This window comes from Pseudarthrobacter enclensis (genome assembly GCF_030811655.1).
In the GTDB taxonomy this organism is placed as follows: Bacteria; Actinomycetota; Actinomycetes; order Actinomycetales; family Micrococcaceae; genus Arthrobacter; species Arthrobacter enclensis_A.
Genome location: NZ_JAUSRE010000025.1, coordinates 52,677 through 68,016 on the forward strand (window position 1 = coordinate 52,677; position 15,340 = coordinate 68,016).

General features: G+C 64.2%; 14 protein-coding genes. 12 read left to right on the forward strand and 2 right to left on the reverse strand.

Annotated elements, in window-relative coordinates:
- Positions 1–3 precede the first annotated feature (3 nt).
- Together J2X98_RS19180 and J2X98_RS19185 are read right to left on the reverse strand one after the other, a co-directional pair.
- Complete coding sequence (locus J2X98_RS19180; RefSeq protein WP_307311384.1) at positions 4–1,188, reverse strand: LLM class flavin-dependent oxidoreductase; 1,185 nt, start codon at positions 1,186–1,188, stop codon at positions 4–6.
- 18 nt (positions 1,189–1,206) lie between these two features.
- Positions 1,207–2,688 carry an aldehyde dehydrogenase gene (locus J2X98_RS19185; RefSeq protein ID WP_307311387.1) on the reverse strand — a complete coding sequence of 494 codons (1,482 nt, stop codon included), beginning with the start codon at positions 2,686–2,688 and terminating at the stop codon, positions 1,207–1,209.
- A gap of 258 nt (positions 2,689–2,946) precedes the next feature.
- On the opposite strand from J2X98_RS19185, the gene J2X98_RS19190 reads away from it, so the two are divergent.
- The 12 genes from J2X98_RS19190 to J2X98_RS19245 form a co-directional block, all read left to right on the forward strand.
- A complete protein-coding gene (locus J2X98_RS19190; protein ID WP_307311389.1) occupies positions 2,947–4,185 on the forward strand; it encodes a CaiB/BaiF CoA transferase family protein in 1,239 nt (412 codons plus the stop codon).
- 52 nt (positions 4,186–4,237) lie between these two features.
- Positions 4,238–5,203, forward strand: coding sequence for a hydroxymethylglutaryl-CoA lyase (locus tag J2X98_RS19195; protein ID WP_307311391.1), 966 nt, complete (start codon positions 4,238–4,240; stop codon positions 5,201–5,203).
- Between the two features lie 18 nt (positions 5,204–5,221).
- Positions 5,222–5,719 carry a flavin reductase family protein gene (locus tag J2X98_RS19200; RefSeq protein ID WP_307311394.1) on the forward strand — a complete coding sequence of 166 codons (498 nt, stop codon included), beginning with the start codon at positions 5,222–5,224 and terminating at the stop codon, positions 5,717–5,719.
- Entirely contained in the window at positions 5,716–6,237 is a 522-nt protein-coding gene (locus J2X98_RS19205) for an NADPH-dependent FMN reductase (protein ID WP_307311397.1), read from the forward strand. The genes J2X98_RS19200 and J2X98_RS19205 overlap by 4 nt, the downstream gene beginning before the upstream one ends.
- A gap of 60 nt (positions 6,238–6,297) precedes the next feature.
- Positions 6,298–6,732: an NUDIX domain-containing protein gene (locus tag J2X98_RS19210; RefSeq protein ID WP_307311400.1), complete on the forward strand. Its 435-nt coding sequence runs from the start codon at positions 6,298–6,300 to the stop codon at positions 6,730–6,732.
- 798 nt (positions 6,733–7,530) lie between these two features.
- Positions 7,531–8,529, forward strand: a complete 999-nt coding sequence (locus J2X98_RS19215) for a substrate-binding domain-containing protein (protein ID WP_307311402.1) — start codon at positions 7,531–7,533, stop codon at positions 8,527–8,529.
- 25 nt (positions 8,530–8,554) lie between these two features.
- Positions 8,555–10,114 (forward strand): sugar ABC transporter ATP-binding protein, encoded by a 1,560-nt coding sequence (locus J2X98_RS19220; RefSeq protein WP_307311404.1) that lies wholly within the window; start codon positions 8,555–8,557, stop codon positions 10,112–10,114.
- Positions 10,115–10,141: 27 nt separating this feature from the next.
- A complete protein-coding gene (locus J2X98_RS19225; protein ID WP_307311407.1) occupies positions 10,142–11,209 on the forward strand; it encodes an ABC transporter permease in 1,068 nt (355 codons plus the stop codon).
- 30 nt (positions 11,210–11,239) lie between these two features.
- On the forward strand, positions 11,240–12,706 hold the full coding sequence (locus J2X98_RS19230; RefSeq protein WP_307311409.1) for an iron-containing alcohol dehydrogenase: 1,467 nt from the start codon (positions 11,240–11,242) through the stop codon (positions 12,704–12,706).
- A gap of 7 nt (positions 12,707–12,713) precedes the next feature.
- Positions 12,714–14,222 carry a xylulokinase gene (locus J2X98_RS19235; protein ID WP_307311411.1) on the forward strand — a complete coding sequence of 503 codons (1,509 nt, stop codon included), beginning with the start codon at positions 12,714–12,716 and terminating at the stop codon, positions 14,220–14,222.
- Positions 14,219–15,064 (forward strand): HAD-IIA family hydrolase, encoded by an 846-nt coding sequence (locus tag J2X98_RS19240; protein ID WP_307311413.1) that lies wholly within the window; start codon positions 14,219–14,221, stop codon positions 15,062–15,064. Before J2X98_RS19235 ends, J2X98_RS19240 begins: the two co-directional genes overlap by 4 nt.
- 88 nt (positions 15,065–15,152) lie before the next feature.
- Positions 15,153–15,340, forward strand: a 188-nt coding sequence (locus tag J2X98_RS19245; protein WP_307311416.1) for a thiamine pyrophosphate-dependent enzyme, incomplete at its 3' end; no start/stop codon positions are given.

Genomic DNA, 15,340 nt, shown 5'->3' on the forward strand with positions numbered 1-15,340 from the left:
GGCTCAGTGGCGCAGGCCGGCTTCCTTCAGGAGGGGCATGACGTTCTCATCGAAGTACTTCAGTTCCTCGTTGTAATCGATCATTCCCATGATGAAGCCGCCCATGCCGGCGTCGTTAACCGCCGCCAGCTGCTCGGTGACCTGTTCGGGGGTCCCGACGATCGGGTATCCGGCCCAGCCTGCCACGAAGCGTTCCTTGAACTGTTCGATCTGGGCGCGGAAGGACTGGCTCTGCATGCCCATGAGGGAGGTGACGTTCTCTGCGGCGTCGTAGTCGCCCTTGTCGAGGACCTCCTGGAACGCCGCCTTGGCTTCCTTCTCGGTGTCCCGGACCACCACCAGTCCGTAGGTCATGACGTCCAGGGACCGGTTGAACTCCTCGCGCGCCATGCCACGGATCTTGTCGCTGTAGCTCTTCATGTTCTCGATCGTGTCGAGCGCTGCGAAGTTGACGTCCACGTTCCGGGCCGAGAAGGCCATGCCCGCGGACGAGTTCCCGGCGTTGATCAGGGCCGGGTAGGGGCCCTGGTGCGGTTTGGGGTAGGACTCCACACGCTGGGAGTTGTAAAAGTCGCCTTCGAAGTCGAACAGGCCGGGTTCGGTCCAGGCCTTCTTGGCGAAGTCCACCCACTCCTGGCCCTGGCGGTACTTGTCGTCGTGCTCGCCCTGCTTCTGGCCGAACATCTCCATTTCAGGGGCGAACCAGCCCATCACAAGGTTGACGCCGAACCGGCCACCGGAGATCCGGTCGATGGTGGTGGCCATCTTGGCGGCCATCACCGGGTGCACGGTGGGAAGGTGGCTGGTGGCGAAGACGCCGATGTTCTTGGTGGCCTCGGCCAGGCCGGCCGCCCAGGTGTAGGTTTCGAAGCTGTTGCCGTTGAAGTTGGTGGTGCCGCCGAATCCGCGCCAGCGGGCAATCGGGACCAGGGCTTCGAATCCCATCCGGTCGGCCTGCTGGGCGATGGCCTTGGTGTGTTCCCAGGAGGTTTCGTAGGTGGTTTCCACGTGGGAGATGGTCAGACCGTGGGAGCAGTTGGTGCCGAAGAGGCCCAGCTTGAGTTTCTGATTGTTGAAGATGGGGTTGGTGGTAGTGCGGTCCGCCACCGGCTTCGTTTCGGAGTCGGGCCGCGGGGCCGTGGGGAAGAGGCCCTCTTCGTTCTTTATGCGTTCAGCGGTTGCAGTCATGATGGTTTCCTTTGTGGTTTAGCCGAGCTTGAAGGGATCGCGGGTGCCGCCTGTGAGTTCAACCCACACGGCTTTTGATTCGGTGTATTCGTTCACGGCGTCAATGCCGTTTTCGCGTCCGACGCCGGAGGAGCCGAAGCCGCCGAACGGAACCTCGGGCGCCACCACGCGGTAGGCGTTGATCCAGACGGTGCCTGCTTTGATGGCGCCGGCGACGCGGTGGCCGCGGTGGATGTCCTTGGTCCAGACAGCCCCGGCGAGACCGTATTCGGTGTCGTTGGCCAGGGCGACGGCCTCTGCCTCGTCCTTGAAGGTGTAGACGGACAGCACCGGGCCAAAGACTTCTTCCTTGACGACGGTGGAGTCCTTGTTCACGCCGGTGATGACCGTGGGGCGGATGAAGTAGCCGCCCAGGTCCTCGGGGGTTTCGCCGCCGCAGGCGATGGTGCCGCCCTCGTCGCGGGCGATCTTGAGGTAGCCCATCACCTTGTCGTACTGGGGGCCGTTGGCCACCGGGCCCATTTGGGTTTCCGGATCGGTGGGGTCGCCGAGCTTGATGTTGTTGGCGCGCTGGACTACAAGTTCCACGAGTTCATCGTGGACTGATTCGTGCACGATCAGGCGGGACCCGGCCATGCAGGTCTGGCCGGTGGCAGCGAAGACGCCGGCCAGCAGTCCGTTGGCAGCTGCGTTGAGGTCGGCGTCGGGGAACACCACCTGCGGGCTCTTGCCGCCCAATTCAAGGGTGACTTTGTTGATGTTGGCACCGGCGGCCTGTGCCACGCGCGCCCCGGTGGCTGTGGATCCGGTGAAGGCTACTTTGTCCACTCCCGGGTGGGCCGCGAGTGCCTTGCCGAGTTCCCGGCTTTCCCCGGTGACCACATTGAAGACGCCGGCGGGGAATCCTGCCTCGTCCAGCAGGCGGGCGAAGTAGGCCGTGGACGCGGGGGAGTGCTCGCTGGGTTTGACCACGAAGGTGCAGCCTGCGGCCAGTGCCGGTGCGAGTTTGAAGGTCAGCAGCAGCAGGGGGGAGTTCCAGGGCGTAATGGCGCCGACCACGCCTACGGGTTCGCGGCGCGTGTAGACAAGGTAGTTGGGGTTGGAGGTGGGGATCTGACGGCCCTCCACCTTGTCTGCCAGCCCGGCGAAGTAGTAGTACCAGTGCGGCAGGAAACGGGTCTGGCCGACCATTTCCTTATAGAGCTTGCCGGAGTCGTTGACCTCAAGCGTTGCGAGCTCTTCGGCGTGTTCGGCGACGAGGTCGCCGAGGCGGCGCAGGAGCGCACTGCGCTGGTTTCCTGTCATCTGGCCCCAGGGGCCGGAGAGTGCAGCGCGTGCGCTGGCGACGGCGGCGTCGATGTCCTCCACCGTACCCTCGGCCACGTTGGCCCATACCTGTCCGGTGTAAGGGTTGACGGTCTCGAAGGTCTGTCCGCCAGCGCCTTCGCGGAATTCGCCGTCGATATATAGGGGAAACTGTTCCCGCGCAGTGGTTGACATGAAGTGCCTTTCTCAGTGCGTTTGCCACCGTCTTTGGCGGCGCTGATGAAAGACACTACAAACTATGGCCCAGCTCACACTAGCCGCTGAGTGCCGCGCGGATATCCGTTCACTGCAGACTCCGAGGACCGTTTCACTTCCTGCTTTTTTTGGCTATCGGGCTGCCGTCAGAGGCTGGCCGCACCCTGTTTCCGGCACCTAGCGTTGAGCCTCGAGATCAGATGTGAAGCCCGTCACAGGCGGGGAGATGGAGCAGACATGCCAAACATTCACCACGAGCATGAGGGCCCGGAAGCCCCCCGAGGGCCCTTGGCCGGCGTCCGGGTCCTCGAACTGGGGACCTTGGTTGCCGGTCCTTTTGCAGGCCGGCTCCTGGCCGACATGGGCGCCGAGGTCATCAAGATCGAAACACCGGACCGGCCTGATCCCCTTCGCACCTGGGGACAGGGCGAGGTGGACGGGCACCGGTTGTTCTGGACCGTGCATGCACGGAACAAGAAGTGCATCACGCTGAACCTGCGAACGCCTCAGGGCGTTGAACTGCTGAAGGAACTGGCCGCGAAGTCGGATGTGATCGTGGAGAACTTCAAGCCCGGCACCTTGGAGAAGTGGGGGATAGGCCCCACGGTGCTGCAGGAAGTCAATCCGCGCCTTGTCATTGCGAGGGTGTCCGGGTATGGCCAGGACGGGCCGGATGCCCATAAACCCGGATACGCCTCCGTCGCGGAGGGCATCAGCGGGTTCCGTGCGCTCAACGGCTACCCGGGCCAGCTGCCGCCACGCATCGCACTGTCCCTTGGTGACTCGTTTGCCGGCATGTTCGCCGTGCAGGGTGTCCTCGCAGCGTTGGTGCGCCGCCAGCAGAGCGGCCATGGCGACATCGTTGATGTGGCATTGACGGAATCATGCCTTGCCCTCCTGGAGTCCACGATCCCCGACTACGACTGCGCCGGCGTCGTGCGCCAGCCCTCCGGGACCCGGCTGGATGGGATCGCACCATCCAACGTCTACATGAGCCGGGACGGGCTGCCGGTGATCATTGCTGCCAACCAGGACACGCTGTTCGCGCGCCTCTGCCAGGCCATGAACTGCCCCGAACTGGCGACCGATCCCCGGTACCTGGACCACGTTTCCCGCGGGATCAACCAGGACAGCCTGGACGAGCTGGTCGGCGATTGGGCCCGCACCTATGACGCCGCCGATCTCTTGAAGTTCCTCGACGAAGCCGGTGTGGTCAACGGACCCGTCAACACCATCGCCGAGGTGGTCAAGGACCCGCAGTTGCGGCACCGGCGCATGTTCGTGGAGCACGACGACGAGCGGCTGGGCCGCAGCGTTCTTGGCCCCGGTGTCGTGCCCAAGTTCGCAGGCTCACCGGGGAGTGTCCGCTGGGCCGGCCGGGCAACTCCCGGTTACGACAACGACGACGTGTACGGCGAGCTGCTGGATCTGGGCCCCGAAGCCCTGAGTAACCTCGCCGGCCAGCGGATCATCTAAGCCGCAGCCAGCAAGCCCCCCGCGAATTACAGGAAGAGAAGAAACCACACCTATGATCACCCTCGAATCACTGGGCGCCAGCGCCGGACATGAGTTCCCGCGGGCCGTGGACATCCGGGAGGTAGGCCCACGTGACGGCCTGCAACTCGAGCAGCCCGTGACCCTGCAGCAGAAGATCGAGTTCATCGACGCCCTGGCCAGGACCGGGGTAAAACGGATCGAGGTCACCAGCTTCGTCTCACCCTCGGCCGTCCCGGCCCTCGCGGACGCCCCCGAGCTGGCCCGGGAACTGCGCCGCTGGCCGGACATCGAATTCTGCGCACTGGTGGCCGGCTACGGTGGGGCCAAAAGAGCACTCGCCGCCGGAGTCAACCACCTCCAGTACGTTATCTCCGCCTCCGAGGGCCATGCCCGGGCCAACGCCGGAAAAAGCGTGCAGGAATCGGTGGAAGCGGGCAAGGCGATTATCGAGCTGGTCCACGCCGCCGGCGGTATCTGCGAAGTGATCATCGCCACGGCCTTTGACTGCCCGTTCGACGGGCCCACCCCGCCAGAAGCCGTTGCCGGCATTACCGCCGAACTGGTCGGCGCCGGCGCTGACCGCCTGACCCTGGCGGACACCATCGGCACAGCCACCCCGGACCGCGTCCTGGCACTGGTCCAAACGGTCCGCCCGCTCTGCCCGGAAGCCGCCGTCGGACTCCACCTGCACAACACCCGCGACACCGCGATGGCGAACGTCCTGGCCGCGCTGCTGGTCGGCGTCACCGACTTCGACGCCGCCGTTGGCGGCCTGGGCGGCTGCCCCTTCGCCCCGGGAGCCAGCGGCAACCTGGCCACCGAAGACCTGGTCAATTTCCTGGAGGACATCGGCGTCTCCACGGGACTGGACCTTGAGGAGCTGGCGGCCGCCGGCTCCCTGGTCTCCGGCTTCCTGGGGCGCAGCCTCAACTCCGCCCTCAGCAAGTGCGCGCCGCGCATCGGCTTTACCTACGCATCCATCCCCACCGCTGTCTGAAATCGAAAGGACACCACAATGAACACTGCCCACGAAGTCACCCCCCAGCGCATGCGCGAAATCCTCGGTCACTTCTGCTCGGGACTGACGGTCATCACCGCAGCAACGGAAAACGGGCCGGCCGGCTTCACCTGCCAGTCATTCACCTCCCTGTCGCTGGAGCCGCCACTGATCTCGTTCAACCCCGCCCGCACCTCCAGCACCTGGCCGGCCCTTCGCGACGTGGGACGCTTCTGCGTCAACATCCTCCCGGCCGAACACCAGGCACTGTCCAACAAGTTCGCCCGTTCCGGGACGGACAAATTCGAGGGCGTGGACTACCACACCTCACCGCTGGGAAACCCGATCCTGGACAAAGCTCTCGCGTGGATCGACTGCGAGCTTCACGAGGAATACGACGGCGGGGACCACACCATCGTGCTGGGCCTGGTGAAGGCCATGCAGGCCCGTTCCGATGCGGAGCCGCTGCTCTTCTTCAAGGGCTCCTACGCCACCATGATGGAACTGGCCAGGTGAAAATCCTCGGGATCGACGGCAGCCCCCACGGGCCCGGCAAGACGGCGAAAGTCGTGGGCCACGTGCTGGAAGGTGCGGCGTCGCAAGGGGCTGCCGTCGATCTCATCACCTGCGGGGCACCTGATGCGGTGAACCGGATTGCCGAAGCTGATGCGGTAGTCTTCGGCAGCCCCACCTACCGGGCCTCGCACAGTTCGGCACTGCGCGTCCTGCTGGAAAAAATCGACAGGGACGGGGCAAAGGCGCCCCTGCTCGCCACACCCGCAGCGGTGGTGATGACCGGAGGTTCAGTGGCGCATTTCCTTGGGACGGAGGACCTGGCAGGTGTGCTGCGGGGCTTTTTCGGCACCCAGGTGCTGGCGCCCAGCCTGTTCTTCCACCCGCTGCATTTCGACAGCGAAGGGAATACGGTCCCCGACGCCATTGAGCAGTGCCGGACGCACGGCGCAGCCCTGTGGGAGCTCACCGCCGCCGTCCGGAACTCCACTGCCCTCAAGTCGCTAAAACCCCTGGTCTAACCGGGGCACGGGCATGAACACGAAAGAACGCACGCAACCTAAGACGAGGAGCAGGACCACGTGAACATAGTGCGGAAATCCTCGGCGTGCCACAGCGTTGTCGCTGTCGTCATCAAGCGGCATGGAAAAATCGCGATGCTAAAAAGAAGCCGCAGGGTGGGCCACGACCGCGGGCGCTGGCACTGTGTCACCGGCTACCTCGAGTCCGGCGCATCCCCCCGGGACCAGGCCTTGCTGGAACTGGCCGAGGAAACCGGTCTTACCGACGCCGACCTCCTCGAGCTAGGGCCAGGCGAAAAACTGATACTCCACGACGAGTCAGGAGCCACCTGGACAGTACATACCTTTACCGCAGTTACCTCGAAGCGACGACTGTCACTGGATTGGGAACATGAGGCCTGCAGGTGGACGGTGCCACACAAGACCGCACGATTCGCCAACAGGGTCTCATGGCTCGATTCGGTCCTGAAAGCGACCGGACATCTGAACCGCTGAACCAGCAAAAAAGTAGACATTGATGACTGAACCTCGCGCTAGACAAAGGTCAACACCAAAGTACCGCCAACGAAAATTCCGACAAAGCCCTTGCTGGCAGGTTGGGGTGTGCGGCAACCTGACCGTGGAAGTGGAATTCAGCTTACAGAACACTTGTCGAGGCGAAAAGTCTCACGACCACTGACTCCGGGGACGTGACCCACTTAGCTTAGTGCGGGCACCCGAATGATTTTTGTTTTGAGTGCCGCGCTAATCCGGGGGCACCACGAGCAGGATGTGGCCGGGAAGTGCCGTGCCGGCAGAGACCATGCTGGAACTTGTGGCCCGAAGTCGGCAGTCCTGTGACACTGGTAGTCCGCGGCCATGAAATCTCGCTGATGGGGACGAAAGCCGTCGTCGAAAGTCAGGCTACAAGCGGCCTCACCTAGGTTCGCCACGCGGCTGGTCCATACTGGCGACCGCGAGCAGTCTAGGAGTAGTTGCGCGCCGTTGACCACCAAAGCCGGGTCGGTCGGTGCGGACAGTCCCTGCCCCTGCGGCGCGAACGGCGATGCTCTCACCACCGGCCAGTCCCGATGCGGCGCCCATCCTGAAGAAACCTTGACAGGGGGATTGGGCACTGCATGAACAGACCTCTCCGCAAGAATGCTGGCTCCGTTAGTACGTCCCTTAGATCGGCTATTGACAATTATGTGAGGTACATCGCATCATCATGCATATAGATTAGTTGTACGAATATATATTCGTTCGAACCGAGAATTGATCTGCATGGTAAGCCCAAGACAAAGGAGTCGTTAGATGACTGCATCTAAGAGTGTTCGTATTGCTAGCGTGGCCGTCGTGGCCGCAGGGCTGGCACTTTCCCTTGCTGGCTGCGGCCAGGATAGCGGGCAGTCCGCAGCGGCCGGCACAAAGAAGGTGATCGGGGTTTCCGTCGCGGATCAAAAGTCCCTCTTCTACGTGGCTGAAGTCGCCGGTATCAAGGACGAGGCGAAGAAGCAGGGCTACGACGTGAATATCACATCGGCTAACAATGACTCCTCCGCCCAAGTCAAGCAGGTCAACGACCTGCTGACTAAGCAGATCGGTGCTCTCATCTTCACGTCCCAGGATTCAACGGCAGCGGCGGCGGGCGTGCGTGCAGCGAATACCGCGAAGGTGCCCGTGATTGCCGTGGACCAGCGGCCAGAGTCGGGGCAGGGCACACTGGCGACGTACATCGCAACGGACAGCGTCAAGGCTGCCCACGATCTGTGCACATGGATGTTCAAACAGATCGGCGGTCAAGGGGAATTGGCTATATTGCACGGTGTCCTTGGTTCAACTGCGGAGACCCAGCGGACCCAGGGATGCCAGAAGGCCATCCAGGAGAACCCGGGGATCAAGGTTGTCGCCGAGGAGACAGCGAACTGGGACGAGACCCAGGCTTTCAAAGCCACCCAAAATATCCTCACTGCTCACCCCAATGTCAAGGCCGTGTTCGGGGAGAGCGATGCGATGTCCCTTGGAGCGTCGAAGGCGGCCAAGGCAGCCGGGGCGCAGATCTTTTCGGTCGGCATCGACGGGTTCCCGACGATGTTTGACGGGATTGCCAGTGGTCTGACCCAGGCGACCATGGCGCAGCAGCCATACAAGATGGGTCAGATGGCGGTCGACAATGCCATCACCCTGATGTCGGGCAACGGCAGCGACATTCCAAAGGAGCAGTTGCAGGACACTGTGCTGATCAACAAGGACACAGTTAGCCAGCACAAGGTCGAGGATTTCTACGGCCCGGACGCTCAGTCCTTCAAGTGACGTTGCAGACAGGGCGGGAGGAAACATGGCGATAGAGGCGGCCGGCAGCGGCTTGGTGGGCGAAGGCCTCATCAAAACCTACAGCGGAGTACCTGTTCTTAAGTCGGTCGATTTCCGTGTCACCCCGGGGAACGTAGTAGGTCTCGTAGGGGAAAACGGAGCCGGCAAATCCACGCTCAGCTCCGTGATCACAGGGGTGCTCAAGCCCGACGGTGGAAGCATGCAGCTCGACGGCGCGCTGTACGCCCCTTCGAGCCCGGCGGAAGCGCTGCGGCAGGGAGTGGCCCTGATCCATCAGGAGACCCGACTCATATCCGACCTCTCGGTAGCCGAGAACATCTTTCTCGGGCGGCTCCCGACGCATGGCGGCCGCGTGGATTGGGACAGCGTACGACGTGAGGCTGGCCTCATCCTGGATTCTCTGGGCGTCGATTTGGATGTCCGTCGCCCTGTCCGGGGCCTGTCGATGGCAATGCAGCAGGAGATTGAGATCGCCAAGGCCCTCAGTCGGAAGCCGCGGTACGTGGTCTTTGATGAGCCTTCCGCGTCCCTGGGTGAGTCCGAGACCGAGCATGTCCTGGACCGCATCCGCGCCCTGAGCGCTGCCGGGGCCGGAGTCGTGTATATCTCGCATCGTTTGGACGAGGTGCGTGAAGTCTCGGATGAGATCGTTTGCCTTCGGGACGGGAACCGGGTCGCGCACTGGCACTCCGGTGAGGTGGCCAAGGAAGAGATCATCAACGCGATGGTCGGCCGCGAGTTCACCTATGAACATATTGCGCCTAAGCCCAGCCGGAGCCAGACCGTCTTGGAGGTGCGGGGCCTCGGCCGGCGCGGCGCCTTCGCTGGCATCAATTTTGAAGTGGCAGCCGGAGAAGTTCTGGGCATCGCTGGCCTGGTCGGGGCCGGGCGGAGCGAGGTTGTCCGTGCCATCGCCGGCGTGGACCGGGCCGACGAGGGACAGGTCATCCTTGAGGGACGCCCGTTGCGCTGCACAAGCCCCCGGGCGGCCATCCAGGCAGGGGTGGTGATGGTCCCGGAGGACCGCAAGGGAACCGGATTGAACCTTGATCGATCCGCCGAGGAGAACTTGACGCTGCCTTGGGAGCGAGATCTTGCCCGCGGCGGCCTGATGACCCGCAAAATCATACGCCGCGTCGGCGCAATTCAACGCGAGAGGTTCGACGTCCGGGGCAATATGGCGCTGCCGGTCAAGTCGATGTCGGGTGGAAACCAGCAAAAGATCCTTATCGGCAAGTGGCTCGTGAAGGATCCCAAGGTTTTGATCGTGGACGAACCGACCCGGGGAGTGGACGTGGGCGCGAAGATGGCCATATACGAGATCATCAGGTCCCTCGCCGCTGGCGGGATGGCAGTCATCGTGGTTTCGTCCGAATTGGATGAGGTCTTGGGCCTTTCCCATCGCGTCATGGTCATGTCCCGCGGGCGTCAGCAGGGGATTCTCGCCCGGGAACAGGCCACCCCCCAGCGCGTCATGGCACTGGCCGTCCATTCGTCCGTTCCGAACGGGCCGGAACCACTGGAGGGACCGCAGTCTCCTTCTTCCCCGGCCACCACCCTTTAAGCAGTAGAAGAAAGAGAAAGAGCAGCCATGCGAACCAGCACCGATCACGCCGCCAACGAGAAATTCTCGGCGCCGCACGGAAAGGCGGCAACTGCGGGCATAAAGTCCGGCAGCGCACCCGAACGACCTTCCTCAGCTAGGGCAATCCCAGGCCGCCTCCTCGGCGTGTTTCGATCCCTTCCGGGACCCCTTGTAGGGCTCATCGCCGTCATGATCGTTTTTTCGGTAATGTCCCCGTATTTCTTGACGTGGCGCAACCTGTCGAACATCGTTACGCAGAACGCAGACATCGGCATTATGGCAGTCGGGGCCGCGTTGGTGATCCTGATTGGCGGCATTGACCTCTCTGTCGGCTCCACACTTGCACTCTCGCTTATGACGAGCGCGTGGCTTTTCCGTGCCGTCGGCCTGCCTTTCGAGCTGTGTGTGGTTATTGGGCTGGCGGTGGGTGCGGCGGTAGGGCTTGCTAATGGTGTGCTGTCCACCTATGGGCGGATCCAGCCGTTTGTGGCAACGCTGGCCACCATGTCCGCCGCCGCAGGCCTGGCCCTTTATATCACCAACGGAAATCCGATCAACGACTTTCCCGACTGGTACCTGGCCCTCACCAGCATCGACGTCCTAGGGATCCCGCTCGAGGGCATCATTATGGTCGCAACCTTCCTGCTCGCAGCATTCTGGCTCCGGTTCCGTCCGACCGGGCGAGCCCTCTACGCCATCGGCGGCAATGCCGAGGTCGCGCGTCTATCGGGCCTGAATGTGACCCGGATCAAAATCGGCGTGTACGTAATCGCAGGCTTCCTCGCCGCTCTCGCCGGCGTCATCGTCGGCTCTCGGCTCGACTCCGCCCAGCCTACCGCCGGAACCGCGGACCTCCTGAACGTCATCGCCGTGGTCGTAATCGGAGGGGCCAGCCTCTCCGGGGGCTCAGGCGGCATGCTCAACACCTTCATCGGTCTTCTGATCATCGGCGTGTTGAACAATGGCATGTCTCTTCTGAACGTCTCCCCTAATCTCCAGCCGGTGGTCATCGGGATCGCGATCATCATCGCCGTTCTGACCGACCGGGCAAGCCGTTCACGGCAAACCGCCTGACGGCCGCGAATCCGTTCAGAGAGGACAGACATGCCCACCGACACCTACGCCGTCGAGCCAATCGAGGAGCTCCTCGCGCAAGCCGATCCGGACCATACGCTCGCCCGCTGCGGGCTACGTCAGCTGATCATCGGTCCCGGAGCCGTCGGGGCTGTCGCCGACGCCGTGCGCCACCTCCTGCCCGCTCCCGGCAACGGCTCATCGCGGCCCCGAATTTCACTCCTCGTGGACGGTACTCGAATCACCCGATTCGGGGAGGACGTCAAAGATCTCATAGAAGTCCAACTCGCGGCGACTTTCGATGTCGTCCGCACTGTGTTGGACGACGGGCACGCAGAACTCCACGTCGTGGATAGCGTCCTCGAGGAAGCCGCGGAAGCCGTCCTGGGTATGGACGCTGTCGTAGCCGTCGGGGGCGGTACCATCAGCGACATCGCGAAAGTCGCCGTCCAGCGCGGCGCGGCGGCGGGAAGTCCCCCCTCTCTGGTCTCGGTGCAGACCGCCGCATCTGTCGACGGGTACACCGACGACGTCTCGGTAGTCCTGCGCGACGGGGTGAAACGCACGGTTCCCTCCTGCTGGCCCGACGCCGTCATCTCCGACACCGACGTGATCGCGGAGGCGCCAGCGGCCATGAATCGGGCTGGCTTCGGAGAGATGACCTCTATGCTCGTCGCCCCGGCGGACTGGCGGCTTGCGTCCCTTGTTGGCACCGAACCGGCTTTCAAACCCAGCGCGGTCCGCTTGCTCGGTATGGTCGGCAAGGACCTCGAGAGCTGGAGTCCCGGAGTCCGGGAAGGCCGTCCCGACTCCGTAGGCGCACTGGCCCGCGCCCTCGCGCTGCGAGGGATCGTGACCGGCGTCGCAGGGACCACTGCCGTCCTGTCCGGCGTAGAGCACCTTATCAGCCACATGCTCGACCAGTATCACGGTGCGCACGGGCAGCCCATCGGATTCCACGGGGCCCAGGTTGGGGCAGGTTCAGTGATCGCTGCCAGTGCATGGGACATGCTGTTCGAGAGGTTGGCTGCCGCGCCCTTGAGCCAGCCACGCCTGGCCACGCTGGAACTCGAGGGCGCCAGGAACCGGGTTTTCTCGGCATTCGAACGGGTTGACCCAAGCCTCCGCGTCGCGGAGGAATGCTGGCGCGACTACTCCGCCAAGCTCCACGTTGTTGGCCGCGGACTCGCCCGCGTCGGCATGATGCTGGAGGGCTGGGCAGAAGTCCGGGAGGAGCTCCGCAGTCTCGTCCGCCCTGCCGGGTCCATCGCCTCCGCCCTGTCAGAGGCCGGCGCCGCCGTCTCGCTGTCCGGACTTGCGCCTTCCGTGGATGCCGAATTGGGGCGGTGGGCGGTCGAGAACTGCGCCCTCATGCGGAACCGCTTCACGGTCGTGGACCTGCTCACGCTCCTCGGATGGTGGGGGGCCGAGGACGTGGAGGAGGTGCTGGAGCGTGCCGCCCAGGCCGCTGCAGCTGCGGACGCAGGAAGGAAGTGAAGTCATAGTGCGTGACTATGTGATCGGCGTCGACTGCTCCACAACAGCCGCCAAGGCCGTCGTCTGGAACGCCCGCGGCGAGGCGCTCTCGCAGGCCCGCTGCGCCTTCAGCCTCAGCCAGCCCCGCCCGGGATGGGGGGAACAGAATGCCGAAGATTGGTGGACTGCCTCCGCCGAAGCGATTCGGCGGGCAGCCCAGACCGTGGCCGCCTCCCGGATCGGTGCCATCTGCATCACCCATCAGCGGGAGAGCTTCGCTTGCCTGGATGATGCGGGCATCCCCCTCCGGCCGGCCATGCTGTGGCTCGACGCCCGCGCCACCGAAGAGGTCGCCGCCTTCGGCACGGAGGAGGTCCATCGCCTTACCGGCAAGCCCGCCAACCCGACTCCGGCCTGGTATAAACTCCATTGGCTCCAGGCCCACGAGCCAGACACTGTCTCACGTATCGGCAAGGTAGTGGACGTTCATGGGTTCCTGGTCCAGCGCCTCACTGGTGCCTGGCTCACTTCCTGGGCCTCGGCGGATCCGCTCGGTCTTGTGGACATGTCCACCTTCGATTACGACGACGGCCTTGTTGCCGCTGTCGGCCTCGAACGCGGGCAGCTCAGCGAGCTCCGGCCGCCGGGGAGCGTCCTCGGGGATCTCACTGACGACGCCGCTGCGCGCCTTGGCCTGCCGGCGGGAGTCGCCGTCGTGGCCGGTGCCGGGGATGGGCAGTGCGCGCAGTTGGGTGCCGGTGCAACCTCGGGCGGACGGGCGTACCTCAACCTTGGCAGCGGGATCGTGTCGGGGACGTTCTCGGAGCAGTACTCCCACGCCCGGGAGTACCGGACCCTCTCGGCCGCCGTCCCCGGGGCCTACACCCTGGAAACATTCATCGGCGGTGGCACGATCAACCTGAGCTGGTTTGTCGAGAAGTTCTCCGGGATAGACGCCCAAGGCCTCGGCCTTGGCCTGAGCGTGGAACAAGTCCTCGAGACCGCGGCGGCCACCCTTCCCCCGGGCTCCGAGGGCCTGTTGGCGCTGCCCTACTGGACGGGGGCACTAACGCCTTACTGGGACCATAATGCGCGCGGTGCACTCATCGGCCTCACCGGGGTCCACGGCAAGGCGCACGTGTACCGGGCTTTGCTTGAGGGCCTCGCTTTTGAGCAGCGCTTCCTGACCACGGGGGCGGAGAAGGCCCTGGCCGATCCGGTGGCCGAGGTCATCGCCCTGGGCGGCGGCTCGCGAAGTCCGGTTTGGTGCCAGATTGTCGCGGATGTCATGCAGCGCAGTGTATCGGTCGTGCGTGAGCCTGAAAGCACATGCCTCGGGGCCGGGATGCTGGCCGCCGCCGCCGTCGGCATCCACGACTCGATCCTGTCCGCGGCCAAGGCCATGAGTGGCACGGGCGCCGTATACAAGCCGGAACCCGCCGCGGCGGCTGCTTATGAACGGATCTATGACGTCTACCGCGACATCTACCCGTCCAACCGTTCGGTGTTCGCCAAGCTTACGGAGGCGGTCCGATGACCAGTGCAGCGCCCGGCGCCCTGACATCCCGGCCCGACGTGCGGTCCTATGACGGCTACCTATTCGACCTCGACGGCACGATCTACCTCGGCGACGAGCTACTCCCCGGGGCGGCCGAGCTCGTACGTGGGTTGCGGGATGCCGGGCGTGAGACCCTGTTCCTGTCCAACAACCCCACAAAGAACCCCCAGATGTACGCGGACAAGCTCACCCGACTGGGCCTGTCGACGCCGATCGATCGGATCGTGAACCCGCTCGTCACCATCGTCGCCTGGCTGCGGAGGGAAGCGCCGGGGGCGACGGTCTTCGTCATCGGGGAGGAGCCGCTTCGACAGGCCATCCGGTCCGCCGGCTTCCAGTTGACCGAGGATCCCCAGGACATCGACGTCGTCGTGGCGAGCTATGACCGCCGGTTCGACTACCGCAAACTGCAGATCGCCTTCGACGCGCTCTGGCAGTACCGCCGCGCCCGCCTCGTGGCCACCAATCCTGACGCCTACTGCCCGATGCCGCTGGGGCGCGGGGAACCGGACGCGGCGGCCGTGATCGCGGCAATCGAGGCGTGCACGGGCGTGCGGTGCGAGGCGAACGTGGGTAAGCCGGCCGCCGTCATGCTCCAGGCCGCGCTCGACGTCCTCGGGCTCTCCGGATCGGAGTGCGTAATGGTGGGGGATCGGCTGCAGACCGACATTGCGATGGCCGCGGACGCAGGCATCGATTCCGCCCTCGTACTCACGGGCGAAGCCACGGCCGAGATGGCGGCCCTTCTGCCGCCCGAACGGCAGCCCACTTATGTGCTCTCTCGGATCGACGCCCTTCTAGCACCGTTTGCGGGCACCTAAGCCAGGGCCAGAGGTCTTGTCAGTCTTCTCCGCCCACCGTTAGAATCATAATTCGTACAATGAATATTTAGTCATAGAGAGAGGCGTCATGGATCTTTCATCGCAGGATTTGCTGGAGATGCAGCGGCGCATGCTGCGGATCCGCCGGTTTGACGAGCGGGCATCCCGGATGGTTAAGCGTGGCCAGATCCCTGGCACCGTGCACACCAGCATCGGGCAGGAGGCCCAGGTTGTCGGGGCCTGCATGGCGCTGGGGGACGGGGACTACATGTCCGG

Bases quoted from the DNA above. Each gene is read 5' to 3' on its own strand.
- J2X98_RS19215 (WP_307311402.1), top strand. From the start codon at position 7,531: ATGACTGCATCTAAGAGTGTTCGTATTGCTAGCGTGGCCGTCGTGGCC.
- J2X98_RS19220 (WP_307311404.1), top strand. From the start codon at position 8,555: ATGGCGATAGAGGCGGCCGGCAGCGGCTTGGTGGGCGAAGGCCTCATC.
- J2X98_RS19180 (WP_307311384.1), bottom strand. From the start codon at position 1,188: ATGACTGCAACCGCTGAACGCATAAAGAACGAAGAGGGCCTCTTCCCC.
- J2X98_RS19230 (WP_307311409.1), top strand. From the start codon at position 11,240: ATGCCCACCGACACCTACGCCGTCGAGCCAATCGAGGAGCTCCTCGCG.
- J2X98_RS19240 (WP_307311413.1), top strand. From the start codon at position 14,219: ATGACCAGTGCAGCGCCCGGCGCCCTGACATCCCGGCCCGACGTGCGG.
- J2X98_RS19200 (WP_307311394.1), top strand. From the start codon at position 5,222: ATGAACACTGCCCACGAAGTCACCCCCCAGCGCATGCGCGAAATCCTC.
- J2X98_RS19195 (WP_307311391.1), top strand. From the start codon at position 4,238: ATGATCACCCTCGAATCACTGGGCGCCAGCGCCGGACATGAGTTCCCG.
- J2X98_RS19190 (WP_307311389.1), top strand. From the start codon at position 2,947: ATGCCAAACATTCACCACGAGCATGAGGGCCCGGAAGCCCCCCGAGGG.
- J2X98_RS19225 (WP_307311407.1), top strand. From the start codon at position 10,142: ATGCGAACCAGCACCGATCACGCCGCCAACGAGAAATTCTCGGCGCCG.
- J2X98_RS19185 (WP_307311387.1), bottom strand. From the start codon at position 2,688: ATGTCAACCACTGCGCGGGAACAGTTTCCCCTATATATCGACGGCGAA.